The organism is Streptomyces sp. CoH27 (genome assembly GCF_020181035.1).
GTDB lineage: Bacteria > Actinomycetota > Actinomycetes > Streptomycetales > Streptomycetaceae > Streptomyces > Streptomyces camelliae.
Genome location: NZ_JAIQYY010000014.1, coordinates 129,078 through 154,499 on the forward strand (window position 1 = coordinate 129,078; position 25,422 = coordinate 154,499).

A 25,422-nucleotide genomic window follows, 5' to 3' on the forward strand; every position below is an offset into this window, starting at 1 on the left:
GACGAAGCCACCGCGCCGACACCGGCACCGGCGCCCGCACCAGAACTCACGCCCCCCGCACCGACACCAGCGCCCGCACCAGAACTCACACCCCCGGCGCCAACACCCGCACTCGCGCCCGCACCGGACTCACCCTCCGACCCCTCCGACCCCTGCGGCCGCCGCTCCCCGATGCCCAGCTTGTCCGCCGCCTCCTGCAACCACTCCGGAGGAGTCAGCAGGAAGGACGTCTGGTTCAGGTCGACCCGGGCGGGCGCCGGTGCCGGAGTCGCGTCCTGCGGGCCGTCGGGACCGCCGTACTCCTCCTCGAACCGGCGGATCACCTCACCCACCGGCAACGCCGGCCACAGCGTCGCCTCCCCGCTGTCCCGCGCGATGACGAGCCGCTGCGCACCCGCGTCCGAACGCGGGCCCTCCGCCCGGTCCTCGCCCCACACCACAAAACCCAGCTCGAACTCCCGCACCCGCACCTCACGATGCTGGTACGCCGGCACATCGCCGTTGATCCACTCCTCGGCGCGCTCCTGCGCCTGCGCGTAAGTCACCATCGCCTGAAGCTCACTCCCCCACCGGACCGGACGACATCGGACCGGACGACGCCGAACCGGACGACACCGGCACCACACGGGCGAAGCCACCGTCGACCATCAGATTCGCCACCGTCTCCAACTCCGGCGGACTGCCCGCCAACCGCGACAGGAACGCGTCGAAATCCTCACCCGCCGACACCAGCAGACGCTCCACCCGCTCCGCAGGCGACCACGACGGATCCACGTCCCGCACATCGTCATACGCGCAGAACCACACCGAACCCGGCCGCTCACCCTTCACCTTCACCGCGAGCAGACCACCCTGCACGAACGCAACACCCAGGTAGTCCTTCGTCAGATGGTCACGCAGACACTTGTTGACGTACACCAGGTCATTGACCGCCGCCTCGTCCCGCACCGTGAAGAACGGCTGATCCACCAACAGACCCAACTCGGCATCCAGCGCCGTACCCACCGGCGCACAACCGCCCGCCGCCTTCAGAAACGAGCGATACGCACCCGGAAGCCGGTAACCGAGATCCTCCTCGACCCCCTGCACCTGCGCCTCCGTCACCGCCACACCCGACTTCGGCAGCCCGAAATGCGCCGGCCGCGTCTCCTGCAACGGCCGCGTCCCCCGCTTGCCATGATCCACCGGCGCCGTCGCGATCCCACCGTGATGCCGCAACAACGCCTTCACCTCGACCGGAACCAACTCCAACCGCCGCGTGCCCGCCACGTGATGCCACGTCCAGCCATGCGGCGTCGCCACATCCGGCACCGTGTCCCACAACTCGTGCTCCGCCGCCGCCAGAGCCGCATTCGCCGACACGAAGTCCGTCAGCCGCAACTCGTCGACCCCGAACCCGTCCGGCGGCTCGGCGATCTCCACCGCCACGCGCGCGTACGGCGAGAAATCCGGGTAACCCCGCTCATCGACCCGTACCCCTCTCGGGTGACGCGCCGCCCGGACCGGATCCGGGAAGTGCACGACCTGCCCGGCATAGGCCGCGTTCGGCGGCGCGGCTTGCTGCCCGAGCCGACCTGTCGTCATGGCGGTTGCCCCCTGCGGCGTTCTCTCTGGCCCTTAAGCGCTGGCCCTTAAGCGGCGATGTCGATCGCGGATGCCGACAGCCTATGCGGTACACGCACCCCGGTCACCGGCCCACCGCATCCCCGGAGAAACCACCCCTCCGCTTCCACCACAACCCCGGAAAATCCACCCCCAGCCACCGCCACACCCCCCGAAAACCTCCCTCCGCCTCCACCACACCACCCAACAACCACCCCACCCCCTCCACCTCCGTGACCAGCCGTCACCCCACCGTCACGACCAGCCCCGACCCTGGCGTGTCGCACCGCCCCAGCTTCCGCACAAGCCACGGCATTTGGCACCCTGTGTCCTTCGGGGGACGCCCGGGGAGGGAAAAACGATCATGAATACCTTGCACCACGGAGGTACCGACGTGCGCTCCGGCGACCCCCGCATCGGCTGGAGCGGCACCGACACACCCCCCACCCCCACCCTCCTCCACCGCCGCGACGGCATCCTGCCCACCGTCGCCGCCGCCCTCTCCGTCCGCGGCGCCACCCTCACCGGCACCGCCGCCCGCGGCGACACACCCCCCACCCTCCACCACCTCGTCCAAGACTTCCTCGACACCCTCACCAGCGCCCAACGCGACCGCTTCACCGGCCGCTGCGCCGAAACCATCCTCATCTCCCGGCACATCACCGCCGCCGACGCCACCCGCAGCAAACGCGCCGCCCGCAAACCCATGACCAACGGCGAAGCCCGCAAAGCCCTCAAACACGCCAAACTCACCGCCCGCCGCATACGCGAGGACGGCGACCCCCTCCACGGCAGCTTCGCCACCCCCTGCCGCGCCTGCACCGCCCTCAGCGCCCACTTCGGCGTCCACATCGTCGACCCCACGGCAACCGACGGCTGACCACCACCGTCAACCCCAGTACCACCACGCCAGCACGACGAACGAAGGGCAGATGCACCCCGACCGCGCCGCCACCACACGCTTCCCCGTCCCCGTCGACGCCGCCCTACGCGCCGCCGGCTGGCAACCCGGACGCTGGGACATAAAACAGGCCGAGATCTGGGCCGACGCCCTACGCGAACACACCTCACCCGCCGGCCACCGCCACACCGTCTTCCCCGCCGCCGTCGAAGCCTGGGCCGAATTCGGCGGACTCCACATCACCCCCAGCGGACCCGGCCGCCAAATCGCCCCCGCCACCCTCCACCTCGACCCCCTCCACGGCCGCCACCTCGCCCGCACCCTCGGCGACCTCGGCCGCGCCCTCGGCACCGAACTCTGCCCCCTCGGCACCGAGACCGACACCACCACCGCCCTCGCCATCGACACCGAAGGCCGCATCTACGCCCTCGACCACACCGGCGACTGGTATGTCGGCCCCGACATCGACCACGCCCTCGCCACCCTCATCACCGGCATCCAACCCGTACGCCTCACCGCCGGCTGACCCACCCCCCGAACAACCCGGACCTACACCGCCGGAATCACCGCCGACACCCGAAAACCCCCCGCATCCGTCGGCCCCGACACAAACACCCCACCCAACCCCACAACCCGCTCCCGCATCCCCACCAGACCATTACCCCCCGACGGCAACCCCACCGCCCCCGCCGAACCCGGCTCCGGCGGCGCCTCGTTCTCCACCTGCATCGCAATCTCCGACACCCGATGCGCAAGACGCACATGCGTCTTCGCACCCGCCGCATGCTTGTGCACGTTCGTCAACGCCTCCTGCACCACCCGATACGCCGTCTGCTCGACCACCGCCGCATACGACCGCACCTCCCCCACCACCGACAGATCCACGACCATCCCCGCCGCCGCCGACTGCCCGATCAACTCATCCAACTCCGACAGACACGGCCCCTCACCAGAACCCGACTCGTCCACCACCCGGAACGCCGCCGCAGCAGCCGCCTCCCGCACCGCCGCCAACGGCACCCCCGCACCCCGCCGACCACCCACATCCTCACCGGCCCGCAACACCCCGAGCATCTCCCGCAACTCGGTCAACGCCTGCCGCCCCATATCCCCCACCAACGCCGCATTCCGCACCGCCTTCTCCGGATCCTTCCGGGCAACAGCCTGCAAAGCAGCGGCATGCACCACCATCAACGACACCCGATGCGCGACCACGTCATGCATCTCCCGCGCAATCCGCGTCCGCTCCTCGTTACGCGCCCACTCGGCCCGCTCCTCAGCCCGCTCCGCCAGCAACTGAAGCTCCCGCTCCAGACTGTCCGCCCGCTCCCGCAAGCTCTCCATCAACCGCCGCCGCGCCCCCACATACAAACCCAGCAACAACGGCGGAGCCGTCAGCCCCAACGACGTCGTCACCGCCGCGAACGGCACGAACCAGTCACCCAGCGTCAGATCACCACGCGCCATGCTCTGCCGCACCCGCACGAACGTCACGATCATCGTGCCCAGCAACGACATCCCCGCCAGCGCACCGATGACCCGCCGCGGCAGCTCGCACGACGCCAGCGTGTACAGGCCGACGATCCCCATCAGGAAACCCATCTCGGCCGGCGTGATCGCAATGGCGACCAGCACGACAGCGATCGGCCACTTCCGCCGCACCAACAGCACCGAACCGGCGATCAGCCCGAACACGACCCCCAAGGACACCGGTATCCCCGCGTCCCGCGCGAACGGAATCCCCTCCGCGCCACACTCCAGGGCCGACACCAGCGCGAGACTCCCGTCGAGCACCGCACTACGCCACCTGGCCCACCACCACGGGCCGGTCACGCCCCTGGTGGTCTCTTCCCCCGTCACGGTCATGCAACCAGCCTACGGGCGACCGGTCCGCCATTTCCGGCGACTTTCCCCACCCGCGACCCACCACACTCCGTGATCGAACAACCTCGAAACGGACCGATATCCCTCGAACAGGTGAACCGATCCCGTTCGACCCCGGAATGGATCATTCCGCCCGGACGGTATGCGTATGACACATGCACCTGGCAAATATGCCGACTTCGAGGGGCTGCGGGAACGGGCGGTGGCCTTGCGCCGGGCAGGACTCAGCCGACGACAGATCCGCGACCGACTGCACGTCGACAACAACGACATCCTCAACCGCCTCCTGGAGGGCGAGCCGCCGCCGGAATGGACGAAGCGCCCGAACGCCAAGGACGACCTCCGGGACAGGGCGCGGGAGCTACGGCTCCAGGGCTGGACGTACGACCAGATCCAGGTGGAGCTGGGGTGCTCGAAGAGCTCGATCTCGCTGTGGGTGCGGGATCTGCCGAGGCCGGAGCGGCGTGATCCGACCGAGCAGGCGAAGCTCGCAGCCCGGAAGCGCTGGGAACACGAGCTCGCCATACGGGACGAGGAGCGGCAGAAGACCAAAGCGGCGGCCGCAAGCGACATCGGAGCAATGACCGAGCGCGAGCTCTTCATGACCGGTGTTGCCCTCTACTGGGCCGAGGGCGCCAAGGACAAGCCGTATGCCCGACGTGAGAACGTGCAGTTCGTCAACAGCGACCCCGGCGTGATCCGGATCTACCTCGCCTGGCTGGACCTGCTCGGCGTGGACCGCGAGCGCCTCCGGTACCGCGTCATGATCCACGCGACGGGCGACGTCGAGGGCGCCAAGCGCTACTGGGCCGACCTCGTCGGCGTTGATTCCTCAGTGTTCCAGCGGACGACGATCAAGAAGCACAACCCAAAAACCGTCCGCAAGAATGTAGGCAAGGGCTATCGAGGCTGTCTGGTGATCAGCGTCCTGCAAGGTGCGCACCTCTATCGCCGCATTGACGGCTGGTGGACAGGCATGGTGGCTGCGGCCTCCGGGATCACGACGCCCGTCTCCTCAGGTAAGGTCTGACGCAGCCATCCGCCATGGGGTAACTGGTAGCCCGCGGGCCTTTGAAGCCCTGTAGTGCTGGTTCGAATCCAGCTGGCGGAGCTGCTCGGTTCGGGCCCTGACCTCCCCGTCAGGGCCCGCTCCCATGTCCGCCAGAAGTCCCCCCGGTATCCTGCGGCTGTATCCCCACTCACCCCCAGCCGAAGGGCAACCCCGTGAGCGCCATTCGCCCCGCCGCCGTCGTCGTTCTCGCAGCGGGTGAGGGCACCCGTATGAAGTCGGCCACACCGAAGGTCCTGCACCAGATCTGCGGCCGTTCCCTCGTGGGCCATGTGCTGGCCGCCGCCCGTGAGTTGGACCCCCAGAACCTCGTGGTCGTCGTAGGACACGCGCGCGAGCAGGTCGCCGCCCACCTGAACGAGATCGACCCCGGCGTACGCACCGCCGTGCAGGCCGAGCAGAACGGGACCGGGCACGCCGTGCGGATGGGTCTGGAGGAGCTGGGCGGGGCCGTGGACGGGACTGTCGTGGTCGTCTGCGGGGACACGCCCCTGCTCACCGCTGACACCCTGCAGCGGCTCGCCGAGACCCACGCCACCGATGGCAACGCGGTGACCGTGCTGACCGCCGAGGTGCCGGACGCCACCGGGTACGGCCGTATCGTCCGCGACGAAGTGACGGGTGCCGTGACCGCGATCGTCGAGCACAAGGACGCCACCGACGCCCAGCGGTCGATCCGGGAGATCAACAGCGGGGTGTTCGCGTTCGACGGGCAGCTGCTGGCGGACGCGCTGAAGAAGGTGCGGACGGACAACAGTCAGGGGGAGGAGTACCTGACTGACGTGCTGGGGATTCTCCGTGAGGCCGGGCATCGTGTCGGTGCCTCCGTGGCCGGCGATCACCGGGAGATCGCCGGGATCAACAACCGGGTGCAGCTCTCCGAGGCGCGGCGGATTCTCAACGACCGGCTCCTCACTCAGGCGATGCTGGACGGAGTCACGGTCATCGACCCGGCCACCACCTGGGTCGACGTGACCGTCACCTTCGAGCGGGACGCGGTCGTGCATCCGGGGACGCAGCTCGTCGGTGCCACGCACATCGGCGAGGGTGCCGAGGTCGGGCCGAACAGCCGGCTGAGGGACACCCGGGTCGAGGCGGGGGCGCGAGTGGACAACACGGTGTCCGACTCCGCTCACATCGGTCCGGGGGCGTCCGTGGGGCCGTACGCGTATCTGCGGCCCGGTACCCGGCTCGGTGCCAAGGGCAAGATCGGTACGTACGTCGAGACGAAGAACGCGTCGATCGGGGAGGGCACGAAGGTGCCGCATCTCTCGTATGTCGGTGACGCGACGATCGGTGAGTACACCAACATCGGTGCGGCCAGTGTGTTCGTGAACTATGACGGTCAGGACAAGCACCACACCACTGTCGGGTCGCATTGCCGGACGGGTTCGGACAACATGTTTGTGGCTCCTGTCACGGTCGGGGACGGTGCTTACACCGCCGCCGGGTCTGTGATCACGAAGGATGTGCCGCCCGGTTCACTGGCCGTGGCCCGTGGTCAGCAGCGGAATATCGAGGGCTGGGTGGCTCGGAAGCGGCCGGGGAGCGCGGCGGCGAAGGCGGCCGAGGTGGCGTCCCGGCGGGGCGAGAGCGAGGACTGACCGGAATCGTGTGCGCCAAACACGGCGTACCGTGATAAGTGCACATCCGCACGCGTGCACCCGCATCCCTACCAGCTGGTTCGGCCTTTCATGCCCCGACGGGAGGCCGTTCGAGCAGCCGGCTGGATGAGACAACCTCTGAGGAGACTGTGCTGTGACCGGGATCAAGACGACCGGCGAGAAGAAGTTGATGTTCTTCTCCGGCCGCGCCCACCCCGAGCTTGCCGAGGAGGTCGCCCACCAGCTGGGTGTCGGGGTCGTCCCGACGAAGGCCTTCGACTTCGCCAATGGCGAGATCTATGTCCGGTATCAGGAGTCGGCGCGTGGTGCGGACTGCTTCGTGATCCAGAGCCACACGGCTCCGATCAACCAGTGGATCATGGAGCAGTTGATCATGCTGGACGCGCTGAAGCGTGCGTCGGCTCGCTCCATCACGGTGATTGTGCCGTTCTATGGTTACGCGCGGCAGGACAAGAAGCACCGGGGTCGTGAACCGATCTCGGCGCGTCTGATCGCGGATCTGATGAAGACGGCGGGTGCGGACCGGATTCTGACCGTGGATCTGCACACGGATCAGATTCAGGGCTTCTTCGACGGTCCGGTGGATCATCTGTTCGCCCTGCCGCTGCTGGCGGACTATGTGGGCGAGAAGGTGGACCGGGACAAGCTGACGGTCGTGTCTCCGGACGCGGGCCGGGTGCGGGTCGCGGACCGTTGGTGTGACCGGCTGGGTGCGCCGCTGGCGATCGTGCACAAGCGGCGTGACAAGGACGTGGCGAACCAGGTGACGGTCCACGAGGTCGTGGGTGAGGTCAAGGGCCGGGTGTGTGTCCTGGTGGACGACATGATCGACACGGGTGGCACGATCTGTGCGGCCGCCGACGCGCTGTTCGCGCACGGCGCCGAGGACGTGATCGTCACGGCCACGCACGGTGTGCTGTCGGGTCCGGCGGCGGACCGGTTGAAGAACTCGCGGGTGAGTGAGTTCGTGTTCACGAACACGCTGCCGACGCCGGGTGAGCTGGCGGTGGATCTGGACAAGATCAAGGTGCTGTCGATCGCTCCGACGATTGCGAGTGCGGTGCGTGAGGTCTTCGAGGATGGTTCTGTGACGAGCCTCTTCGACGAGCAGTGAGGTTTCTGCAGGCCGGCCTTCGGGGCTAGCTGAAGATCCTTTTGGGTGCGGCCTTCCTTGCCGAGTAGACTGACGAAGTTGCTCGGCGAGGGAGGCCGTACACGTGTGTACGGCGGTCCGTTATCGACGCGCTCTTCGTAGCAGGCCGTTCGTGGCCGGGTGACCCCGTCCGTTTCCGCCTCTACGAGGAGTGATCAGTATGTCCGAGGTGAAGCTCACCGCCGAGACCCGCACCGAGTTCGGCAAGGGTGCGGCCCGTCGCATCCGCCGTGACAGCAAGGTTCCGGGTGTTCTGTACGGCCACGGCTCCGAGCCGCTGCACCTGACCCTGCCGGGTCACGACCTGCTGCTGGCGCTGCGTACGCCGAACGTCCTGATCTCCCTGGACATCGACGGCAAGACCAACGAGCTGGCGATCCCGAAGGCTGTGCAGCGTGACCCGCTGAAGGGTTTCCTGGAGCACGTCGACCTGCTGCTGGTCAAGCGGGGCGAGAAGGTCACGGTCGAGGTTCCGGTGCACGCCGAGGGCGAGCTGGCCCCGGGTGGCAACCTGCTGGAGCACGTCCTGAACACGCTGCCGGTCGAGGCCGAGGCCACGCACATCCCCGAGGCCGTGACGGTTTCCGTCGAGGGCCTGGCGGCCGGTGCGTCCATCCACGCCAAGGACATCACGCTGCCGAACGGCGTGACCCTGGCCGTCGAGGAGGACGCGGTCGTGCTGCAGGTTCTGCAGGCGCAGGCCGAGGAGACCGAGGGCGAGGCCGCCGCCGAGGGCGAAGAGGCCGCCGAGGCCTGATCCTCGCTGTCAGTCGGTAATCCGGTCAGCCGCTGCTTCCTTCCGGGGAGCGGCGGCTGGCGCGTATCAAGGAGACATGGACGTGACCACCCCTGCCAGCACTGATCCCTGGCTGATCGTCGGGCTCGGCAATCCCGGGCCGGAGTACGCCATGAACCGGCACAACGTCGGGTTCATGGTGGTGGACCTGCTCGCGGAGCGGATCGGGGGGAAGTTCAAGCGGGCGGGCAAGGCGCAGGCGCAGGTGCTGGAGGGGCGGATCGGTCCGGCGGGGCCGGGGAGCCGTCGGGTGGTCCTCGTCAAGCCGACGTCGTACATGAATCTGTCGGGCGGTCCGGTGAACGCGCTGAAGGACTTCTACAAGGTGCCGGTGGCGAACATCGTGGCGGTCCATGACGAGCTGGACATCGACTACGGCACGTTGCGGTTGAAGCTGGGTGGCGGGGACAACGGGCACAACGGGCTGAAGTCGATGACGAAGGCGATGGGGGCGGACTATCACCGGGTGCGGTTCGGGATCGGGCGGCCGCCGGGGCGGATGCAGGTGGCGGATTTCGTGCTGAAGGATTTCTCGTCGGCGGAGCGCAAGGAGCTGGATTACTTCGTGGACCGGGCGGCGGACTCGGTGGAGTGTCTGGTGTCGGAGGGGCTGGAGCGGGCGCAGAGCGCCTACAACTCGTGACGTGTGCGTGCACAACTCCTGACATGTGCTTCTACGGCGGACAGCGAGGTTGACCGCCCGTACGGGTATGGCCAATGATCCCGGCCATGCCTGCCACCGCCAGCACTGCCCGTAAGGGTTCCGCTCGTCAGGTGTCCGTGTCCGCGTTGCGCTTCGGGCGGCTCGCGGCGATGGGCGCGGTCGCCGCGTTGATTCTGTTCGCCGGGGTGTGGGGTTCCTGGGGGACCGCGCAGCACGTGATGCTGGCGAAGGGGCGGGAGGCCGGTACGGTCCGGGTGACCGGCTGTTCGGGGAGTACGTGTGCCGGGCCGTTCACGCCGGTGTCGGCGGGGGCGCGGGCACGCGCGCGTGTGGAGCTGCCGGAGTCTGTCGCGGTGCGCAAGGGGCAGACGTATGACGTCGTCCTGAAGCCGGGTACGTCGGAGGCGGTGCGGTCGGGGCCGGCGGGGATTCTGTATGCGTGGGTGCCGCTCGGCGGGGCGCTGTTGCTGGCCTCGGTGGTGGTCGCGGGCGGGATGCGGCTGACGCGGGTGGCGTGGGTGCTGGGGCTGTCGGGTGTGGGGTTGCTGACGGCGGCGTTCGTGGCGGTGCAGTGAGGTGTGGACGTGAGGGTGCCCCCGGGGTCGTACGGCCTCGGGGGCACCTTTTTTCGTGGCTGGTCAGCCGGTGTTGCGCAGGTCGTGGCTGGTCAGCCGGTGTTGCGCAGGCCTGCTGCCACGCCGTTGACGGTGAGGAGCAGGGCGCGGGAGAGCAGCGGGTCGGGTTCGGTGCCCGCGGCCGCCGCGTCGCGCTGGCGCTTGAGGAGGGTGACCTGGAGGTAGGAGATCGGGTCCAGGTAGGCGTCGCGGATGGTGAAGGTCTGCTTGAGGACGGGCTGGGCGTCCAGCAGTTCCTGTTCGCCGGTGACGCGGAGCACCTCGTGGACGGTCAGCTCGTGTTCGGCCCTGATGGTGTCGAAGACGTGCTTGAGTTCGTCGGGGACGAGGGTGTCGACGTAGTGCTGGGCGATGCGCAGGTCGGTCTTCGCGAGGGTCATCTCGACGTTGGAGATGAAGTTCTGGAAGAAGTGCCACTGTTCGTGCATCTCGTCGAGCACGGTGTCGAGGCCGGCCTCGCGCAGGGCCTTGAGGCCGGAGCCGACGCCGAACCAGCCGGGGACGATCTGCCGGGACTGGGTCCAGCCGAACACCCACGGGATGGCGCGCAGTCCGTCGAGCGAGACGCCCGATCCGGGGCGGCGGGAGGGCCGCGAGCCCAGGTGCAGGTCGGCGAGCTGGTCGACCGGCGTGGAGGCGAGGAAGTATGTCGGCAGGTCGGGGTCTTCGACCAGGCGGCGGTAGGCGGCGTGCGCGGCGTCGCTGACGACGTCCATGGCGGCGTCCCAGCGGGCCAGGGCCTCGTCGGACTGGCGGGGGGCGGTGTGCAGGGCGGAGGCCTGGAGGGTGGCGGCGACGGTGAGTTCCAGGTTCTCCCGGGCCAGTGACGGGATGAGGTACTTGTCGGAGATGACCTCGCCCTGTTCGGTGACCTTGATCTCGCCTTCCAGGGTGCCCCAGGGCTGGGCGAGGATGGCGTCGTGGGAGGGGCCGCCGCCGCGGCCGACGGTGCCGCCGCGGCCGTGGAACAGCCTCAGGCGTACGCCGTACCGGTGTGCGACGTCGCGCAGGCGGCGCTGGGCGCGGTGGATCTCCCACTGGCTGGTGGTGATGCCGCCGAACTTGGAGGAGTCGGAGTAGCCGAGCATGACCTCCTGGACGTCGCCGCGCAGTGCGACCAGGCGCCGGTAGGACGGGTCGGAGAGCATGTCCTCCAGGATGGTGTCGGCGGCCTTGAGTTCGTCCGTGGTCTCCAGCAGCGGCACGATGCCGATCTTGGCCCAGCCGGCGTGGAGGTCGATGAGGCCGGCTTCGCGGGCGAGGACGGCGGCGGCGAAGACGTCGTCGGCGCCCTGGCACATGGAGATGATGTAGGACTCGATGACCTCGGGGCCGAAGACTTCCAGGGCGCGCTTGACGGTCTCGAAGACGCCGAGGGTCTTGGCGCCGGCCGCGTCGACGGGGGCCGGGGTGGGGGCGAGGGGGCGGCGTGAGCGCAGTTCCTTGGCGAGGAGCTTGGCGCGGTAGTCGCGGGGCATGTCGGTGTAGCGCCAGGACTCTTCGCCGAGGCGGTCGAAGAGCTGGCCGAGGGCGTGGTGGTGGGCGTCGGCGTGTTCGCGGACGTCCATGGTGGCGAGCTGGAGGCCGAAGGCGGCCAGGGTGCGGATGACGCGGCCGAGGCGGCCGTCGGCGAGGAGTCCGCCGCGGTGTTCGCGCAGTGAGGTCTGGATGAGGCGGAGGTCGCTGAGCAGTTCGCCGGTGCCGAGGTAGTCGCGGCCGTCCTGGTGCGGGGTGCCCTTGGCGAGGCGCTGCTTGGTGTTCTCCAGCTTCTGCCGGATGCAGGTGGCCTTGAGCCGGTAGGGTTCCTCGGCGTTGAGGCGCTTGTAGCGGGGGCTGATCTCGGGGAGGCGCTCCAGGTCGGCGTCGAGGGAGTCCAGGAGTTCCTGGGTGGCGCCGGCGTAGCGGATGGAGTTGGAGAGCAGGCCGCGCAGTTCGTCGATCATCTCCAGGGCGTCGTTGATGCCGTGTTCGTGCTGGAGGATGAGGACGTCCCAGGTGACCTGGGGGGTGACGTTGGGGTTGCCGTCGCGGTCGCCGCCGATCCAGGTGCCGAAGGTGAGGGGCCGGGTGTCGTCGGGGAGCTTGACTCCGACGCGCTCCAGTTCGGCGGTGAGGTCTTCGAGGACGTCGCCGACGGCGTCGGCGTGCAGCTCGTCCAGGTAGTAGATGGCGTTGCGGGCCTCGTCGGCGGGTTCGGGGCGTACGACGCGCAGTTCGTCGGTCTGCCAGACGAGGTCGATGTTCTCGGCGAGGCGGATGTCGTGGCGGCGGCGGTCGGAGTCGAGGACGGGGGTGTCCAGGAGTGCGGCGATGCGCCGGAGCTTGTTGAGGACGGAGCGGCGCGCGGCCTCGGTGGGGTGCGCTGTGAACACCGGGCGGACGTTGAGGTGCTGGACCGTCTGGCGCAGGTGTTCGGGGTCGGCGTCCTTGAGCCGGTCGGCGGTGCGGGCGAGCAGGCCGCCTTCGGCGGCGCGGCGGGCGCGCAGTTCGCGGCCGCGGTGCACCTGTTCGGTGATGTTGGCGAGGTGGAAGTAGGTGGAGAAGGCGCGGACCAGCTTGGCGGCGGTCTGCAGTTCGGTGCCGCGCAGCAGTTCGGCGGCGGCCTCGCCGTCCTCTCGGGTGAGGCGGCGGACCTTCTCCACCAGGTCGAGGAGCTCGGGGCCTTCCTGCCGTACGAGGGTCTCGCCCAGGAGATCACCCAGTCGGCGGATGTCGGCGCGCAGCTCGCTGCCGGTCGTGGTGGTCTGGTCGTCGGCACTGCTCACAGGTGCGGCTCCTTGCAGTGTTGAAGCTCGTCTGGAAGGGAACCCGGCGGTCTGCCGCGCGGCGGGAGCCGCATACGGGCCGGAGCGTCCGGGAAGGAAACTTCAGCGGACCGCGCTGTCCGACCGAGTCCAAGGATAGGTGTCCGCTCGGACGCGCAGGCTGTCGGGCTCTTGCCGGGGCGCGACACGCTGCCATACTTACGTCGCCGTAGGTTACGGAACCGTAGGGACGTACCGTCCGCTCCCGCCGGTCCCGGCGGCCCGGCGAATCCGCCCCGACCCTCGACCCCACAGGGGACGCGCATGACTTCGAGTTCCGATGTGATCGAAGAAGCAGGCAAGGCCACCGACACTCCCACTCCCTCCGCCACGCTGGGCGGCGAGCAGAAGCGCTCGATCGAGCAGATCACCCTGCTCCTGTTCATCGTCGTGCCGTTCCTGGCACTGGTGGCGGCCGTGCCGCTGGCCTGGGGCTGGGGGGTGAGCTGGCTGGATCTGGGCCTGCTGGTCTTCTTCTACTTCCTGGGGTGTCACGGCATCACGATCGGTTTCCACCGGTACTTCACGCACGGTTCGTTCAAGGCCAAGCGGCCGCTCAGGATCGCGCTGGCGATCATGGGTTCGCTGGCCGTGGAGGGCCCGCTGGTGCGCTGGGTGGCCGATCACCGCAGGCATCACAAATTCTCCGACGCGGAGGGCGACCCGCACTCTCCGTGGCGGTTCGGGGAGAGTGTCCCGGCGCTGATGAAGGGTCTGTGGTGGGCCCACATCGGGTGGATGTTCGACGAGGAGCAGACCCCGCAGGAGAAGTACGCGCCGGATCTGATCAAGGACCCGGCGATCCGGGCGATCTCCCGGCAGTTCGTGCTGTGGACGGCGGTGTCCCTGGCCCTGCCTCCGGTGATCGGTGGGCTGGCGACGATGTCCTGGTGGGGCGCGTTCACCGGGTTCTTCTGGGGTTCACTCGTCCGGGTGGCGCTGTTGCACCATGTGACGTGGTCGATCAACTCGATCTGCCATGCGGTGGGCAAGCGGCCGTTCAAGTCGCGGGACCGTTCGGGCAACGTGTGGTGGCTGGCGGTGCTGTCCTGCGGGGAGTCGTGGCACAACCTGCACCACGCCGACCCGACCTCGGCGCGGCACGGGGTGATGCGCGGCCAGATCGACTCCTCGGCCCGTTTCATCCGGATCTTCGAGAAGTTCGGCTGGGCGTACGACGTGCGCTGGCCGTCACGCTCGCGTATCGATTCGCGCCGGAACACCGGTGATGACCGCTCCCAGCGCCGGAGGGAGCCCGCGAAGGCGGCATGATTGACGCCGTGGCGACCGACTCCAGCAGCACCTCCAGCAACGACAAGCAGCGGCGGACCCGCCGGACGCGGATGACCGGCGCCGAGCGCCGCCAGCAGCTGCTGGAGATCGGTCGCACCCTCTTCGCGGCGAAGGGTTTCGAGGGCACGTCGGTGGAGGAGATCGCGGCGAAGGCCGGGGTGTCCAAGCCGGTGGTGTACGAGCACTTCGGTGGCAAGGAGGGGCTGTACGCGGTGGTGGTGGACCGGGAGATGCGGCGCCTGCTGGACATGGTGACCAGCTCGCTGACCGCCGGGCACCCGCGCGAGCTGTGCGAGCAGGCGGCGTTCGCGTTGCTGGACTACATCGAGGAGTACACGGACGGTTTCCGGATCCTGGTCCGGGACTCCCCCATCCCGCAGTCGACGGGCTCCTTCGCCTCGCTGATCTCGGACATCGCCACGCAGGTGGAGGACATCCTGGGCCGCGAGTTCAAGTCCCGCGGCTTCGACCCGAAGCTCGCCCCGCTGTATGCCCAGGCCCTGGTCGGGATGGTCGCCCTGACCGGCCAGTGGTGGCTGGACGTGCGCCGCCCGAAGAAGGCGGAGGTGGCGGCCCACCTGGTGAACCTGGCCTGGCACGGGCTGGACGGGCTGGAGCAGAAGCCGCGGTTGATCGGGCACCGGAAGGCGTGAACCGCCGACCGGTGCGGTGCTTGGCTCTGTGACGGGCTCAGCGCGATTCGCTCAGCGCTTGCCTCACGGCTTGCCTCAGGGCTTGAAGGCGTCCTTGCCCTTCTCCTTCGCCTGACGGACGTCACCCTTGGCCTTCTCGGCGCGGCCCTCGGCCTCCATCGGCAGATCGCGCACGGCGCGCCCGCCGACCTCCTTGGCCTTTCCCTTGATCTGTTCCTTCTTGGCCTTGGCCTTCTGTTCTCGTGCCACCGTCCGTCCTCCTGACTGGCGGGACTTCTGGGTCATCGCGACGGGTAACCATGACGGGGGCCGGGCAAACGGCGGCTCAGCCCACCGGCTCCAGGAACTCCAGGCGGTTGCCGACCGGGTCCTCGGAGTAGCAGCGGCGGTGGCCGGGAAGGTTGTCGTCCCAGGTCACCGGGGCGCCGAGGGCTTCGAGCCGGGCCGCGAACGCCTCGATGCCCGTCACCCTGAGCCCGGGGTGGGCCTTCTTGGCGGGCCGGAAGTCCTCCTCCATGCCCAGGTGGAGCTGGACGGATCCGGCCTGGAACCAGCAGCCTCCGCGCGCGGCCAGCACGGGCGGCTTGGGGATCTCGGTCATGCCGAGGACGCCGGCGTAGTACGCCCGCAACGCGTCCTCCGACCCGGGCGGGGCGGCCAGCTGCACATGGTCGATCGCGGCGAGCATGCTCAGCCCTCCTTCACGGCGACGGCGAACAGCCGGCGGAACGGCATGACCGTGCCGTACGGCGCGCTCGGGTAGGCCTGCCGCAGCAGGTCCCGGTACTCGGTGAGGAACGCGTCGCGCGCCTCGGGGTCGTCGGCGAGCGCGGTCAGGGCGGGCCGCAGCCCGGTGCCCTTCACCCAGTCCAGGACCGGGTCCTCGCCCTGGAGGACGTGCTGGTACGTCGTCTGCCACACGTCGGCGGCGCAGCCGAGGCGGGCGAGGCGGTCCAGATAGGTGCTAGGGGTGTGCACGGAGTCGGTGCGGCGCAGGACGTCGGCGAGCCGGCCCTTCCAGCGGGGCGTGCCGGCGAGGTCGCGCATCAGGGCGTGCAGCGGGGCGTCGATGTTGTCGGGCACCTGGAAGGCGAGGGCGCCGCCCGGCTTGAGACCGGCGATCCAGTCGGCGAAGCGGTCGGCGTGGCCCGGCACCCACTGGAGGGTGGCGTTGGAGACGATCAGGTCGTACGGCTGCTCGGGCGTCCAGGTGCGCGCGTCGGCGGGGGAGAAGTCCAGCCGGCCACCCCCGGGGGTGGGGCCCTCGTGGTCGGTGAGGGCCTTGTCGAGCATCTCGGGGGAGTTGTCGTAGCCGATGACGTGCGCGGTCGGCCAGCGTTCGGTGAGCAGGACGGTGACGTTGCCGGGGCCGCAGCCGAGGTCGGCGATGCGGGGTGCCGCCGTGGGGAGGGCGGGGATGCGGGCGAGGAGGTCGGCGAAGGGGCGGGCCCGGTGACCGGCGTGCCGCAGGTACTGCCCGGGATCCCAGACGGGGTGGGACATCGCGTTCGTCATGTCTCCACTGTCCTCCCCGATTTATCTCGATGTCAAGAGACTTGAGTTCAAGAGACTTCACGTCGACACAACCACTACACTGATCTCCATGGAGGACGAGGTCGATCGGCTGGTCGCAGCGTGGCGCCGGGAGCGCCCGGACCTCGACGTGGAGCCGCTGGAAGTGCTCAGCCGGGTGAGCAGGCTGGCCCGGCACCTGGACCGCGCACGCCGGCTCGCCTTTTCCGAGCACCAGCTGGAGCCCTGGGAGTTCGACGTGCTGACCGCGCTGCGGCGCGCCGGCACGCCGTATCAGCTCTCCCCCGGCCAGCTGCTGACCCAGACCCTGGTCACGTCGGGCACGATGACCAACCGCATCGACCGGCTGGCCAAGAAGGGCCTGGTGGAGCGGCTGCCCGATCCGAGCGACCGGCGGGGCGTGCTGGTCCGGCTGACCGAGACCGGCCGGGACCGCGCCGACCAGGCGCTCGCCGGGCTGCTGGCGCAGGAGCGGGCGATCCTCGGCGAGCTGTCGCGCGCCCAGCGCGCCGAGCTCGCCGGGCTGCTACGCCAGCTGACCGCCCCGTTCGACAACATCCCCGGCTAGCTCGGCCGGGCCGATGCCCGCGCGCCGGGCGAGCGCCACGGCGGCCAGCGTGGAGTGGACGCCCAGCTTGCCCAGCACGTTCTGCATGTGGGTGCGCACGGTGTGCGGGGAGAGGAACAGCCGCTCGGCGACGGCCTTGCGACCCAGCCCGGCGACCATGCAGCGCAGCACCTCCCGCTCGCGCGGGGTGAGGGACTCCACCAGCCGCTCGCTCTCGGTGCGGTGCCGGCGCGCGGCCGTCAGCTCCTTCAGCACGCCGGTGAGCAGGGCGGGCGGCAGATGGGTCTCGTCGCGCAGCACGCCCCGGATCACCGTCAGCAGCCGGGACAGCGAGCAGTCCTTGGCGACCCATCCCGAGGCCCCGGCCTGCAGCGCGAGTGCCGCCCGCCGGGGGTCGTCCTTCTCGGCGAGTACGACCGTCCGCACGCCGGGCTGGGCGGCACGCACGCCCGCGACCAGCGAGATCCCGTCGACGAGCCCCTCCGCGTTGCCCTCCTGCACGGGCACGGCCGGGCGGCCGCCGGGCACGGTGCCGCCCAGGTCGGCGTCGACCAGCAGGACGTCGTAGCGGCGGCCCTCCCCGGCGGCGCGCTCCAGGCAGCGCAGTGCGGCGGGACCGCTGCCGGCGGCGAAGACGTCGACGTCCGGCTCGGCGGCCAGGGCGGCGGCGAGCGACTCGGCGAAGATGCGGTGGTCGTCCACGACCAGGACTCGGATACGAACCACGAAACCCCCTTCCCCAGGCTCCGTTCGGAGCAGGGGATACCAAAAGGTTGGGAAACGCCCACGGGTACGACACCCACGGGAAGGACGCGCGCCGCACGGCCGCCGCCGTCGCGGAGACTGCTACCCCCACCGCGGGCGTCGTACCCGCATGTCTCGCCCCCTGATCGGCACCGGCCCCCACCGGTGCTGCTCCTCAGAGTACGGATGCGGGCACGCAGCGGAAGGAGATTTACAAAAGTGGCGCTCTGGCGCGTTTATGGTGTGCCGCATGTTTCGTATCGAGACGGAAGTCGACAAAGGCCGACGTGATCTGCTCCGCTCGCGGCTGCGGGACACCAACACGGCGGCGTCCCCGGTGCTGGCGGCCCTGCGCGGCACACCCGGCGCGCGCGAGGTTCCGCTCCACGTCTGGGCGCTGGACGAGGCCGGCGGCCTGGCGGGCGGCCTGGTCGGCCACACCTGGGCGACCTGGCTGCACGTCACCTACCTGTGGGTCGACGCCGCCCACCGCGGCACGGGTCTGGGTTCCCACCTGCTGGCGAAGGCGGAACACCTCGCCCGCACCGACCGCGCCTGCACCGCCGCCCGCCTGGAGACCTGGGACTTCCAGGCCCCGCGCTTCTACGAGAAACAGGGCTACGAGGTGGTGTGCGTGATCCCGGACTATCCGCCGGGGATCACGGAGTACACGCTGACGAAGCGGCTATCGGTACGGTGAGTGCGGCACCGCGAAGGGAGCCCTGACCTCGCCCGCTGCCAGGCCGTCGGACACGGGGCTCTCGAAGCCGTCGGGGCTCTGCGTGCCGAGCTGGAGAAGAGCCCGACGCTCGGCCGTCAGGAACACAGCGCCGTCGGCCGGATGAAGCTCTGCACGACACGCCTCGAAGCCACGGCCGGCCGCCCGGCTCTCACGGTCACGTACGTCTACGACGCCCCGCCACCGGAACCCGGGCTGATCCGCATCGCCCTCGTGTCGCCGGTCCGCTTCGCAGGCGGCGCCGGGTTCTGACACCCGGCGCCACCGCACCGCGGGCCGCGGATGTCAGACCAACCGCCGCGCCCCCGGCGAGGGCACCGCCTCGAAGACGCGGGGGGCCGTGAAGCGGGCCGCGGCGAAGGCTTCCTCGATGGCCTTCGTCAGGGTGTCCACCTCGGTGGCCTCGGTCAGGACGATCGCCGAGCCGCCGAAGCCGCCGCCGGTCATGCGGGCGCCCAGGGCGCCGGAGGCGAGGGCCGTGTCGACGACCAGGTCCAGCTCGGCGCAGGAGATGCGGAAGTCGTCGCGCAGGGAGGCATGGCCCTCGGTGAGGACCGGGCCGATGGCGCGGGTGTCGCCCGCCCTCAGCAGGCCCACGACCCGCTCGACCCGCTCGTCCTCCGTCACCACGTGCCGGACCAGGCGGCGGACCTCCTCCTCGTCCCCCAGCCGCTCCAGCGCCGCGTCCAGCCCGTCGTAGGGGATGTCCCGCAGGGCGTCGACGCCGAGCAGGGCCGCGCCCTTCTCGCAGCCGGCCCGGCGCTTGCCGTACTCGCCGCCGCTGTGCGCGTGCTTGACCTGGGTGTCGACCACCAGCAGCCGCAGCCCCTCGGCCGCGAGGTCGAAGGGGATCTGCTGCTGGGACAGGTCACGGGTGTCCAGGAAGAGGGCGTGGCCCTGCTCGCAGCAGGCCGACGCCGTCTGGTCCATGATGCCGGTGGGCGCGCCGACGTAGACGTTCTCGGCGCGCTGGCACAGGCGGGCCAGCTGCCAGCGCTGGAGGCCGAGGTCGTAGAGGTCGCCCAGGGCGAGCGCGATCACCACCTCCAGGGCCGCCGAGGACGACAGGCCCGCGCCCGTCGGGACCGTCGAGGACAGGTGGACGTCCGCGCCGGTGATCGCGTGACCCGCCTCGCGCAGCGCCCAGACCACGCCCGCCGGGTACGCCGTCCAGTCCGAGTCGCTCCCGGGTGCCAGGGCGTCCAGGCGCAGTTCCGCCACGCCGCCCTCGATGTCGTCCGAGTGCAGGCGCAGCACGCCGTCGTCCCGGCGCGAGACCGCCGCGACCGCCTGGTGCGGCAGCGCGAACGGCATCACGAAGCCGTCGTTGTAGTCGGTGTGCTCGCCGATCAGGTTCACCCGGCCCGGCGCCGCCCAGACCCCCTCCGGCGCGGCGCCGTACAGCTCGGTGAAGCGCTGCGCGACCTGCTGTGCTGCCCCCACTACTGCTCCTTTGCGATGTGCTGCGCGAACTGCCAGGCGTCCGCGACGATCCCCGCGAGGTCCGCGCGGGACGGGTTCCAGCCCAGTTTCTCGCGGGCCGTGTCCGCCGAGGCGACCAGGACGGCCGGGTCGCCGCCCCGGCGGGGGGCGACCACCTCGGGGATCGGGTGGCCGGTGACCTGCCGGACGGTCTCGATGACCTCGCGGACGGAGAAACCGTTGCCGTTGCCGAGGTTGCAGATCAGGTGCTCGCCCGGCTGCGCGGCCGTCAGGGCCAGCAGGTGGGCCTCGGCCAGGTCCGCGACGTGGATGTAGTCGCGCACGCAGGTGCCGTCGGGGGTGGCGTAGTCGTCACCGTAGACCGAGATGGCGTCGCGGCGGCCCTGGGCCACCTGGAGGACCAGCGGGATCAGGTGCGACTCGGGGTCGTGGCGCTCGCCGTAGGTGCCGTAGGCGCCGGCCACGTTGAAGTAGCGCAGCGAGACCGCCGCGAGGCCGTGCGCGTGCGCCTCGCTGGTGATCATGTGGTCGACGGCCAGCTTGGTCGCGCCGTAGGGGCTGGTCGGCTTCGTCGGGGCGCTCTCCACGATCGGGACCTGCTCCGGCTCGCCGTACGTCGCCGCCGTGGAGGAGAAGACGAGCCGGCGCACGCCCGCCTCGCGCATGGCGCCGAGCAGGGCCATGGAGCCGCCGACGTTGTTGTCCCAGTACTTCTCCGGCTTCACCACCGACTCGCCGACCTGCGAGGACGCGGCGAAGTGCAGCACGCCGTCGTAGGAGGGGTCGAGCCACTTGGCGGCGTCGCGGATGTCGCCCTCGACGAAGGCCGCTGCGGCCGGGACGCCCGCGCGGAAGCCGGTGGAGAGGTTGTCGAGGACCGTGACCTCGTGGCCGGCCTCCAGCAGGTGCTGGGCGACCACGCTGCCGACGTAACCCGCCCCGCCCGTCACCAGGTACTTCATGAACTCGCTACCTCTCGCAGTCGCTCGGCCGCGCGCTCCGGCGGCACGTCGTTGATGAACACGCTCATGCCGGACTCGGAACCCGCGAGAAACTTCAGCTTGCCGGAAGTGCGGCGGATGGTGAAAAGCTCAAGGTGGAGCGCGAAGTCGTCCCGCGTCACACCGTCGAACTCCGCCAGCGCGCCGAACGGGGCCTGGTGCCAGGCCGCGATGTACGGCGTCGGAGGCTCACCCTCGCCGAAGATCCGGTCGAAGCGCCTCAAGAGTTCCAGATAGACCTGGGGGAACTCTGTGCGTGCCGCCTCGTCGAGCGCGAGCAGGTCGGGCACGCGACGCTTGGGGTACAGGTGCACCTCGTACGGCCAGTGCGCCGCGTACGGCACGAAGGCGGCCCAGTGTTCACTCTCCAGGACGACGCGCTCACCGGCCAGCTCCCGCTCCAGGACCGCGTCGAACAGGTTCTCCCCGCCGGTCGCCTCCTTGTGCGCGGCGAGCGAGCGGAGCATCAGCGCGGTGCGCGGGGTGGTGAAGGGGTAGGCGTAGATCTGCCCGTGCGGGTGGCCGAGGGTCACGCCGATCTCCGCGCCCCGGTTCTCGAAGCAGAAGACCTGCTCGACGGCAGGCAGGTGGGACAGCTCCGAGGTGCGGTCCGTCCACGCGTCCAGCACCAGGCGTGCCTGCTCCTCGGTGAGGTCGGCGAAGGAGGCGTCGTGATCGGAGGTGAAGCAGACGACCTCGCAGCGGCCGGAGTCGCCGGCGAGGGAGGGGAAGCGGTTCTCGAAGACGACGACGTCGTACGACGAGTCCGGGATCTCGCTCAGCCGGTCGCCCTGCGTCGGGCACAGCGGGCACTCGTCGGCCGGCGGGTGGTACGTACGGCCCTGGCGGTGCGAGGCGACCGCGATCGCGTCGCCGAGCAGCTCGTCCCGGCGGATCTCGGAGGTGGTGACCGTGCGGTCCAGCGGACGGCGGTCCACGGCGTCCCGCACGGTGTCGTCCCGAAGGTCGTAGTAGATCAGCTCACGCCCGTCGGCCAGCCGTGTCGAGGTCTTCTTCAACGCCGGACTCCTCTACGTCCCACTACCGCCGCACCCAATCACTCAACACAATCAAACATAACAGACCACAACCAGACAACACCTTGCTTCATCACAATCAAACAAAGAACACCAACAGAAGTGTTCAATAACTAAACGCGGAGGCGTAGGTTCCGCTCTGGATCAGTTCGCGCAACGAAGCGAGTTCTCATGCAAACCCCCACAAACGGACCCACCTACCTGGCGGCGGGGCTACGGCTCCCCACCAACTGGCTGGACTACACGATCCTGGCGATCTACTTCGTCGTCGTACTCGGTATCGGCTTCGCCGCCCGCCGCTCGGTCAAGACCAGCCTCGACTTCTTCCTCTCCGGACGCTCGCTGCCCGCCTGGATCACCGGCCTCGCCTTCATCTCCGCGAACCTGGCGGCCACCGAGATCCTGGGCATGGCCGCGAACAGCGCCCAGTACGGCGCCTACACCGTGCACTGGTACTGGATCGGCGCCATCCCCGCCATGGTCTTCCTCGGCCTGGTGATGATGCCGTTCTACTACGGCAGCAAGGTCCGCTCGGTCCCCGAGTTCCTGCTGCTGCGCTTCGACCGGGCCGCCCACCTGCTCAGTTCGATCCTGTTCGCGTTCGCCGCGATCCTGATCGCCGGCGTCAACCTCTACGCCCTCGCGATCGTCGTCGAGGCGCTGCTGGGCTGGCCGCAGTGGGTCGCCATCGTCGTCGCCGGCGCGTTCGTCCTCGCGTACATCACCCTCGGCGGTCTCTCCTCGGCGATCTACAACGAGGTGCTCCAGTTCTTCGTGATCCTGGCCGCCCTCATCCCGATCACCATCCTCGGTCTGAAGAAGGTCGGCGGCTGGGGCGGGCTGACCCACAAGCTCACCGAGACCCACGGCGCGAACTTCACCACCGCGTGGGGCGGCACCGGCATCGGCAGCGCCAACCCGCTCGGCGCGAACTGGCTGACCATCGTCCTCGGCCTCGGCTTCGTGCTCTCCTTCGGCTACTGGACGACGAACTTCGCCGAGGTGCAGCGCGCCCTGTCCGCCAAGAACCTCTCGGCGGGTCAGCGCACCCCGCTGATCGCCGCCTACCCGAAGATCTTCATCGTCTTCCTGGTGATGATCCCGGGCCTGGTCGCCGCCGCGGTCGTCCCCCACTTCGGCTCGGCCGGCTCCGGCTACCAGTACAACGACGCCATCCCGTACCTGATGCAGGAGCTGCTGCCCAACGGCGTGCTCGGCATCGCGGTCACCGGTCTGCTCGCCGCCTTCATGGCCGGCATGGCGGCCAACGTGTCGTCCTTCAACACCGTGTTCACGAACGACATCTGGGCCAAGTACGTGATGCCAGGCCGCGAGGACGCGTACTACGTCCGCTTCGGCCGTCTGATCACCGCGATCGGCGTGGCCGCCTCGGTCGGTACGGCGTTCCTGGCGTCCTCGTTCTCGAACATCATGAGCTACCTGCAGACGCTGTTCTCCTTCTTCAACGTGCCGATGTTCGTCGTCTTCATCGTCGGCATGTTCTGGAGGCGCGCGTCCGCCAAGTCCGGCTTCTGGGGCCTGCTCGCCGGCACCGTCACGGCGATGGTGAACTACTTCGTGCTCTACAAGAAGGGCATCATCTCGATCCCCTCCGACCAGGGCGCCAACTTCGTCTCCGCCATCGCGGGCTTCGTCGCCGGCGCGGTCGTGATGGTCGCGGTGTCCCTGTTCACCAAGCCGAAGCCGGCGACGGAACTCCAGGGCCTGGTCTACGGCACCCGCTCCCCCGGCATGGCGGAAGCGCCGGCACCCGGTGACGAGGCCTGGTACCGCAAGCCCGCCCTGCTGGGCTGGGGCGCGGTCGTCCTGGCCGCCGCCTGCTACATCCCGTTCTCGTTCTGACGCGGAGGACCGAGGAAACCATGAGCGAAAATTCCGGACACTCCGAGCACCACCCCGACCGTCACGAGCACTGGACCGAGGAGGGGGTCGCGCGCGAGGTCACCGAGCTGGAGACCAAGTCCGCGACCGCGGCCCGCATCTTCGACCTGCGCCGCATCATCGGCGGCCTGTTCGTGCTCTACGGCGTCATCGTCACGATCACCGGCATCACCGACTCCCAATCCGCCATCGACAAGGCCCAGGGCGTCAACATCAACCTCTGGACCGGCATCGGCATGCTCCTGCTGGGCATCTTCTTCCTGGCCTGGCTGAAGCTCCGGCCGACTCCGCCGCCACTTCCTCCGGAGGGGCTGCCGGAGGAGACACAGGGGGAGTAGAGCGCCGTTTCCGGCTGCGGGCACGTGGGGGCTGGTCGCGCAGTTCCCCGCGCCCCCAGGGAGTTGCAGTCCCGTCGGCTTCACGGCGCCGCCGCCGCTGCGGGCAGTCGTGCCGCTGGGGCGGCACGGGTGGGCGCAGCGGCACCTTTCAGCGAGCAGCGCCCCCTCGCCCAGCCGCAGCACCGGGCGCCTACTCGGGACCGGTACCCATTGGCCCCGCCCGGTCCAGCAGCCCCGTCCGCGCAGCCAACGCCGCCGCCTCCAACCGCGACCCGACGCCCAGTTTCATCAGCACGCGCTGTACATGCGTCCGCGCGGTGCTGGGCGCGATGCCCATGCCGGCCGCGATCAGCCGGGTGTCCTCGCCGTCGGCCACCCGGACCAGGACCTCCACCTCCCGCGGCGTGAGCATCTCCAGCAGCCGCTGTGCCTCGTCGTCGGGTTCGGCGGCCGGGTTGAGCAGCTCGCCGAACGCGCCCTGGAGCAGCTGCGGAGCCACCGCGGCCTCCCCGGCCCGCGCCTTCATGATGGCCCGCTCGACGCCCTCGATCCGCTCGTCGTGCCGGACGTACCCGGACGCCCCCGCCGCGAACGCCGCCGCGATGCCCCGCGGCGACGGCACCGGGCCGAGCACCAGCACCGTCACCTGCGGCCGCTCCCGCTTGATCTTCACCACCGGGTCGAAGGCCCCCGGCTCGGCCGGTGCCGCCGTACCCAGCAGGCACACCTCCGGCGCCCGCGCGATCACCAGGTCCGCCGCGCCCGCGGCCGGCGCCGCGGCGGCGAGCACCCGGTGCCCGCGCAGCTTGAGCGCCGACGCCAGCGCCTCCGCGAGCAGGCGATGGTCGTCGACGACCATGAGCCGTACTCCCATAGAGCAACCCCCCAGTCCCCCCCATGGATGCCCCACTATGGACGTCCACCGGTCCGCAAGGACAGAGGGCCCCCCGGCACCTCGCCCTTCATGCCCCCGGAAGCTACACGCTTGTTCGACGTATTGCTGCCCCTCTTGATGAGAAGTGCCCCGGATCGATGAAA

26 protein-coding genes, 1 tRNA gene and 1 pseudogene are annotated in these 25,422 nt (G+C 69.7%); 16 read left to right on the forward strand and 12 right to left on the reverse strand.

Annotation, left to right across the window (positions count from 1 at the left end):
* Both LE548_RS24645 and LE548_RS24650 read right to left on the reverse strand, forming a co-directional pair.
* A pseudogene (locus tag LE548_RS24645) lies at nucleotides 1-548 on the reverse strand (hypothetical protein); the annotation flags it as partial.
* 10 nt (nucleotides 549-558) lie between these two features.
* Complete coding sequence (locus LE548_RS24650) at nucleotides 559-1,584, reverse strand: SMI1/KNR4 family protein (protein ID WP_225099127.1); 1,026 nt, start codon at nucleotides 1,582-1,584, stop codon at nucleotides 559-561.
* A gap of 382 nt (nucleotides 1,585-1,966) precedes the next feature.
* Between LE548_RS24650 and LE548_RS24655 the strand changes: the two genes are divergently transcribed.
* Nucleotides 1,967-2,482 (forward strand): YwqJ-related putative deaminase, encoded by a 516-nt coding sequence (locus LE548_RS24655; protein ID WP_225099128.1) that lies wholly within the window; start codon nucleotides 1,967-1,969, stop codon nucleotides 2,480-2,482.
* A gap of 52 nt (nucleotides 2,483-2,534) precedes the next feature.
* A complete protein-coding gene (locus tag LE548_RS24660; protein ID WP_225099129.1) occupies nucleotides 2,535-3,029 on the forward strand; it encodes an SUKH-3 domain-containing protein in 495 nt (164 codons plus the stop codon).
* Nucleotides 3,030-3,052: 23 nt separating this feature from the next.
* Here the strand turns inward: LE548_RS24660 and LE548_RS24665 are convergent, their stop codons facing one another.
* The gene (locus LE548_RS24665) at nucleotides 3,053-4,369 is read right to left on the reverse strand and encodes a sensor histidine kinase (RefSeq protein WP_225099130.1); all 1,317 of its coding nucleotides are present in this window, start codon (nucleotides 4,367-4,369) and stop codon (nucleotides 3,053-3,055) included.
* Nucleotides 4,370-4,535: 166 nt separating this feature from the next.
* On the opposite strand from LE548_RS24665, the gene LE548_RS24670 reads away from it, so the two are divergent.
* The 7 genes from LE548_RS24670 (at nucleotide 4,536) to LE548_RS24700 (ending at nucleotide 10,269) form a co-directional block, all read left to right on the forward strand.
* Nucleotides 4,536-5,417, forward strand: coding sequence for a hypothetical protein (locus tag LE548_RS24670; protein WP_225099131.1), 882 nt, complete (start codon nucleotides 4,536-4,538; stop codon nucleotides 5,415-5,417).
* Nucleotides 5,418-5,425: 8 nt separating this feature from the next.
* Nucleotides 5,426-5,498 (forward strand) — tRNA-Gln (locus tag LE548_RS24675).
* 113 nt (nucleotides 5,499-5,611) lie between these two features.
* Nucleotides 5,612-7,060 (forward strand): bifunctional UDP-N-acetylglucosamine diphosphorylase/glucosamine-1-phosphate N-acetyltransferase GlmU, encoded by a 1,449-nt coding sequence (glmU, locus tag LE548_RS24680; RefSeq protein ID WP_225099132.1) that lies wholly within the window; start codon nucleotides 5,612-5,614, stop codon nucleotides 7,058-7,060.
* A gap of 154 nt (nucleotides 7,061-7,214) precedes the next feature.
* On the forward strand, nucleotides 7,215-8,195 hold the full coding sequence (locus LE548_RS24685; protein WP_225099133.1) for a ribose-phosphate diphosphokinase: 981 nt from the start codon (nucleotides 7,215-7,217) through the stop codon (nucleotides 8,193-8,195).
* Between the two features lie 199 nt (nucleotides 8,196-8,394).
* Entirely contained in the window at nucleotides 8,395-8,991 is a 597-nt protein-coding gene (locus tag LE548_RS24690; protein WP_225099134.1) for a 50S ribosomal protein L25/general stress protein Ctc, read from the forward strand.
* Nucleotides 8,992-9,067: 76 nt separating this feature from the next.
* Nucleotides 9,068-9,673: an aminoacyl-tRNA hydrolase gene (gene pth / locus LE548_RS24695; RefSeq protein ID WP_225099135.1), complete on the forward strand. Its 606-nt coding sequence runs from the start codon at nucleotides 9,068-9,070 to the stop codon at nucleotides 9,671-9,673.
* 74 nt (nucleotides 9,674-9,747) lie between these two features.
* Nucleotides 9,748-10,269 (forward strand): hypothetical protein, encoded by a 522-nt coding sequence (locus tag LE548_RS24700; protein WP_225099136.1) that lies wholly within the window; start codon nucleotides 9,748-9,750, stop codon nucleotides 10,267-10,269.
* Between the two features lie 92 nt (nucleotides 10,270-10,361).
* On the opposite strand, the gene ppc is transcribed toward LE548_RS24700, so the two are convergent.
* Nucleotides 10,362-13,094 (reverse strand): phosphoenolpyruvate carboxylase, encoded by a 2,733-nt coding sequence (ppc, locus tag LE548_RS24705; protein WP_225099137.1) that lies wholly within the window; start codon nucleotides 13,092-13,094, stop codon nucleotides 10,362-10,364.
* 303 nt (nucleotides 13,095-13,397) lie between these two features.
* On the opposite strand from ppc, the gene LE548_RS24710 reads away from it, so the two are divergent.
* Entirely contained in the window at nucleotides 13,398-14,405 is a 1,008-nt protein-coding gene (locus LE548_RS24710) for a fatty acid desaturase (RefSeq protein WP_225099138.1), read from the forward strand.
* Nucleotides 14,402-15,079 carry a TetR/AcrR family transcriptional regulator gene (locus tag LE548_RS24715; protein ID WP_208900399.1) on the forward strand — a complete coding sequence of 226 codons (678 nt, stop codon included), beginning with the start codon at nucleotides 14,402-14,404 and terminating at the stop codon, nucleotides 15,077-15,079. The genes LE548_RS24710 and LE548_RS24715 overlap by 4 nt, the downstream gene beginning before the upstream one ends.
* Nucleotides 15,080-15,154: 75 nt before the next feature.
* Here LE548_RS24715 and LE548_RS24720 read toward each other — a convergent pair whose 3' ends face one another.
* From LE548_RS24720 to LE548_RS24730, 3 genes are all read right to left on the reverse strand, one after another.
* Entirely contained in the window at nucleotides 15,155-15,328 is a 174-nt protein-coding gene (locus LE548_RS24720; RefSeq protein WP_225099139.1) for a CsbD family protein, read from the reverse strand.
* 76 nt (nucleotides 15,329-15,404) lie between these two features.
* A complete protein-coding gene (locus tag LE548_RS24725; protein ID WP_225099140.1) occupies nucleotides 15,405-15,767 on the reverse strand; it encodes a VOC family protein in 363 nt (120 codons plus the stop codon).
* A gap of 2 nt (nucleotides 15,768-15,769) precedes the next feature.
* Nucleotides 15,770-16,582: a trans-aconitate 2-methyltransferase gene (locus LE548_RS24730; RefSeq protein WP_225099240.1), complete on the reverse strand. Its 813-nt coding sequence runs from the start codon at nucleotides 16,580-16,582 to the stop codon at nucleotides 15,770-15,772.
* A 100-nt stretch (nucleotides 16,583-16,682) separates the two neighbouring features.
* On the opposite strand from LE548_RS24730, the gene tamR reads away from it, so the two are divergent.
* Nucleotides 16,683-17,180, forward strand: coding sequence for a MarR family transcriptional regulator TamR (gene tamR / locus LE548_RS24735; RefSeq protein WP_225099141.1), 498 nt, complete (start codon nucleotides 16,683-16,685; stop codon nucleotides 17,178-17,180).
* On the opposite strand, the gene LE548_RS24740 is transcribed toward tamR, so the two are convergent.
* Nucleotides 17,139-17,906, reverse strand: coding sequence for a response regulator transcription factor (locus LE548_RS24740; RefSeq protein WP_225099142.1), 768 nt, complete (start codon nucleotides 17,904-17,906; stop codon nucleotides 17,139-17,141). The genes tamR and LE548_RS24740 overlap by 42 nt on opposite strands.
* A gap of 256 nt (nucleotides 17,907-18,162) precedes the next feature.
* On the opposite strand from LE548_RS24740, the gene LE548_RS24745 reads away from it, so the two are divergent.
* Nucleotides 18,163-18,624 carry an N-acetyltransferase gene (locus LE548_RS24745; RefSeq protein ID WP_225099143.1) on the forward strand — a complete coding sequence of 154 codons (462 nt, stop codon included), beginning with the start codon at nucleotides 18,163-18,165 and terminating at the stop codon, nucleotides 18,622-18,624.
* On the forward strand, nucleotides 18,625-18,915 hold the full coding sequence (locus tag LE548_RS24750; protein ID WP_225099144.1) for a hypothetical protein: 291 nt from the start codon (nucleotides 18,625-18,627) through the stop codon (nucleotides 18,913-18,915). It abuts the gene before it with no gap.
* A 33-nt stretch (nucleotides 18,916-18,948) separates the two neighbouring features.
* On the opposite strand, the gene galK is transcribed toward LE548_RS24750, so the two are convergent.
* From galK to galT, 3 genes are read right to left on the reverse strand one after another with little or no spacing between them, the layout of a single operon-like run.
* Nucleotides 18,949-20,106: a galactokinase gene (galK, locus tag LE548_RS24755; RefSeq protein WP_225099145.1), complete on the reverse strand. Its 1,158-nt coding sequence runs from the start codon at nucleotides 20,104-20,106 to the stop codon at nucleotides 18,949-18,951.
* The gene (gene galE, locus LE548_RS24760) at nucleotides 20,106-21,068 is read right to left on the reverse strand and encodes a UDP-glucose 4-epimerase GalE (protein ID WP_225099146.1); all 963 of its coding nucleotides are present in this window, start codon (nucleotides 21,066-21,068) and stop codon (nucleotides 20,106-20,108) included. The genes galK and galE overlap by 1 nt, the downstream gene beginning before the upstream one ends.
* Nucleotides 21,065-22,126: a galactose-1-phosphate uridylyltransferase gene (galT, locus tag LE548_RS24765; RefSeq protein ID WP_225099147.1), complete on the reverse strand. Its 1,062-nt coding sequence runs from the start codon at nucleotides 22,124-22,126 to the stop codon at nucleotides 21,065-21,067. The genes galE and galT overlap by 4 nt, the downstream gene beginning before the upstream one ends.
* A 189-nt stretch (nucleotides 22,127-22,315) precedes the next feature.
* Here galT and LE548_RS24770 point away from each other — a divergent pair, with 189 nt between their 5' ends.
* Together LE548_RS24770 and LE548_RS24775 are read left to right on the forward strand one after the other, a co-directional pair.
* On the forward strand, nucleotides 22,316-24,007 hold the full coding sequence (locus LE548_RS24770) for a sodium:solute symporter family protein (RefSeq protein ID WP_225099148.1): 1,692 nt from the start codon (nucleotides 22,316-22,318) through the stop codon (nucleotides 24,005-24,007).
* Between the two features lie 20 nt (nucleotides 24,008-24,027).
* Nucleotides 24,028-24,384: a hypothetical protein gene (locus tag LE548_RS24775; protein ID WP_225099149.1), complete on the forward strand. Its 357-nt coding sequence runs from the start codon at nucleotides 24,028-24,030 to the stop codon at nucleotides 24,382-24,384.
* Between the two features lie 190 nt (nucleotides 24,385-24,574).
* On the opposite strand, the gene LE548_RS45550 is transcribed toward LE548_RS24775, so the two are convergent.
* Complete coding sequence (locus tag LE548_RS45550; RefSeq protein ID WP_263636514.1) at nucleotides 24,575-25,258, reverse strand: response regulator transcription factor; 684 nt, start codon at nucleotides 25,256-25,258, stop codon at nucleotides 24,575-24,577.
* Nucleotides 25,259-25,422 lie beyond the last annotated feature (164 nt).

What these genes read in the sequence shown, in the direction of transcription:
- LE548_RS24650 (WP_225099127.1), bottom strand. Translation starts at nt 1,584, where the DNA reads ATGACGACAGGTCGGCTCGGGCAGCAAGCCGCGCCGCCGAACGCGGCC.
- LE548_RS24655 (WP_225099128.1), top strand. Translation starts at nt 1,967, where the DNA reads ATGAATACCTTGCACCACGGAGGTACCGACGTGCGCTCCGGCGACCCC.
- LE548_RS24660 (WP_225099129.1), top strand. Translation starts at nt 2,535, where the DNA reads ATGCACCCCGACCGCGCCGCCACCACACGCTTCCCCGTCCCCGTCGAC.
- LE548_RS24665 (WP_225099130.1), bottom strand. Translation starts at nt 4,369, where the DNA reads ATGACCGTGACGGGGGAAGAGACCACCAGGGGCGTGACCGGCCCGTGG.
- LE548_RS24670 (WP_225099131.1), top strand. Translation starts at nt 4,536, where the DNA reads ATGACACATGCACCTGGCAAATATGCCGACTTCGAGGGGCTGCGGGAA.
- LE548_RS24690 (WP_225099134.1), top strand. Translation starts at nt 8,395, where the DNA reads ATGTCCGAGGTGAAGCTCACCGCCGAGACCCGCACCGAGTTCGGCAAG.
- pth (WP_225099135.1), top strand. Translation starts at nt 9,068, where the DNA reads ATGGACGTGACCACCCCTGCCAGCACTGATCCCTGGCTGATCGTCGGG.
- LE548_RS24700 (WP_225099136.1), top strand. Translation starts at nt 9,748, where the DNA reads ATGATCCCGGCCATGCCTGCCACCGCCAGCACTGCCCGTAAGGGTTCC.
- LE548_RS24710 (WP_225099138.1), top strand. Translation starts at nt 13,398, where the DNA reads ATGACTTCGAGTTCCGATGTGATCGAAGAAGCAGGCAAGGCCACCGAC.
- LE548_RS24715 (WP_208900399.1), top strand. Translation starts at nt 14,402, where the DNA reads ATGATTGACGCCGTGGCGACCGACTCCAGCAGCACCTCCAGCAACGAC.
- LE548_RS24725 (WP_225099140.1), bottom strand. Translation starts at nt 15,767, where the DNA reads ATGCTCGCCGCGATCGACCATGTGCAGCTGGCCGCCCCGCCCGGGTCG.
- LE548_RS24730 (WP_225099240.1), bottom strand. Translation starts at nt 16,582, where the DNA reads ATGTCCCACCCCGTCTGGGATCCCGGGCAGTACCTGCGGCACGCCGGT.
- tamR (WP_225099141.1), top strand. Translation starts at nt 16,683, where the DNA reads ATGGAGGACGAGGTCGATCGGCTGGTCGCAGCGTGGCGCCGGGAGCGC.
- LE548_RS24745 (WP_225099143.1), top strand. Translation starts at nt 18,163, where the DNA reads ATGGTGTGCCGCATGTTTCGTATCGAGACGGAAGTCGACAAAGGCCGA.
- galE (WP_225099146.1), bottom strand. Translation starts at nt 21,068, where the DNA reads ATGAAGTACCTGGTGACGGGCGGGGCGGGTTACGTCGGCAGCGTGGTC.
- LE548_RS24770 (WP_225099148.1), top strand. Translation starts at nt 22,316, where the DNA reads ATGCAAACCCCCACAAACGGACCCACCTACCTGGCGGCGGGGCTACGG.
- LE548_RS24775 (WP_225099149.1), top strand. Translation starts at nt 24,028, where the DNA reads ATGAGCGAAAATTCCGGACACTCCGAGCACCACCCCGACCGTCACGAG.
- LE548_RS45550 (WP_263636514.1), bottom strand. Translation starts at nt 25,258, where the DNA reads ATGGGAGTACGGCTCATGGTCGTCGACGACCATCGCCTGCTCGCGGAG.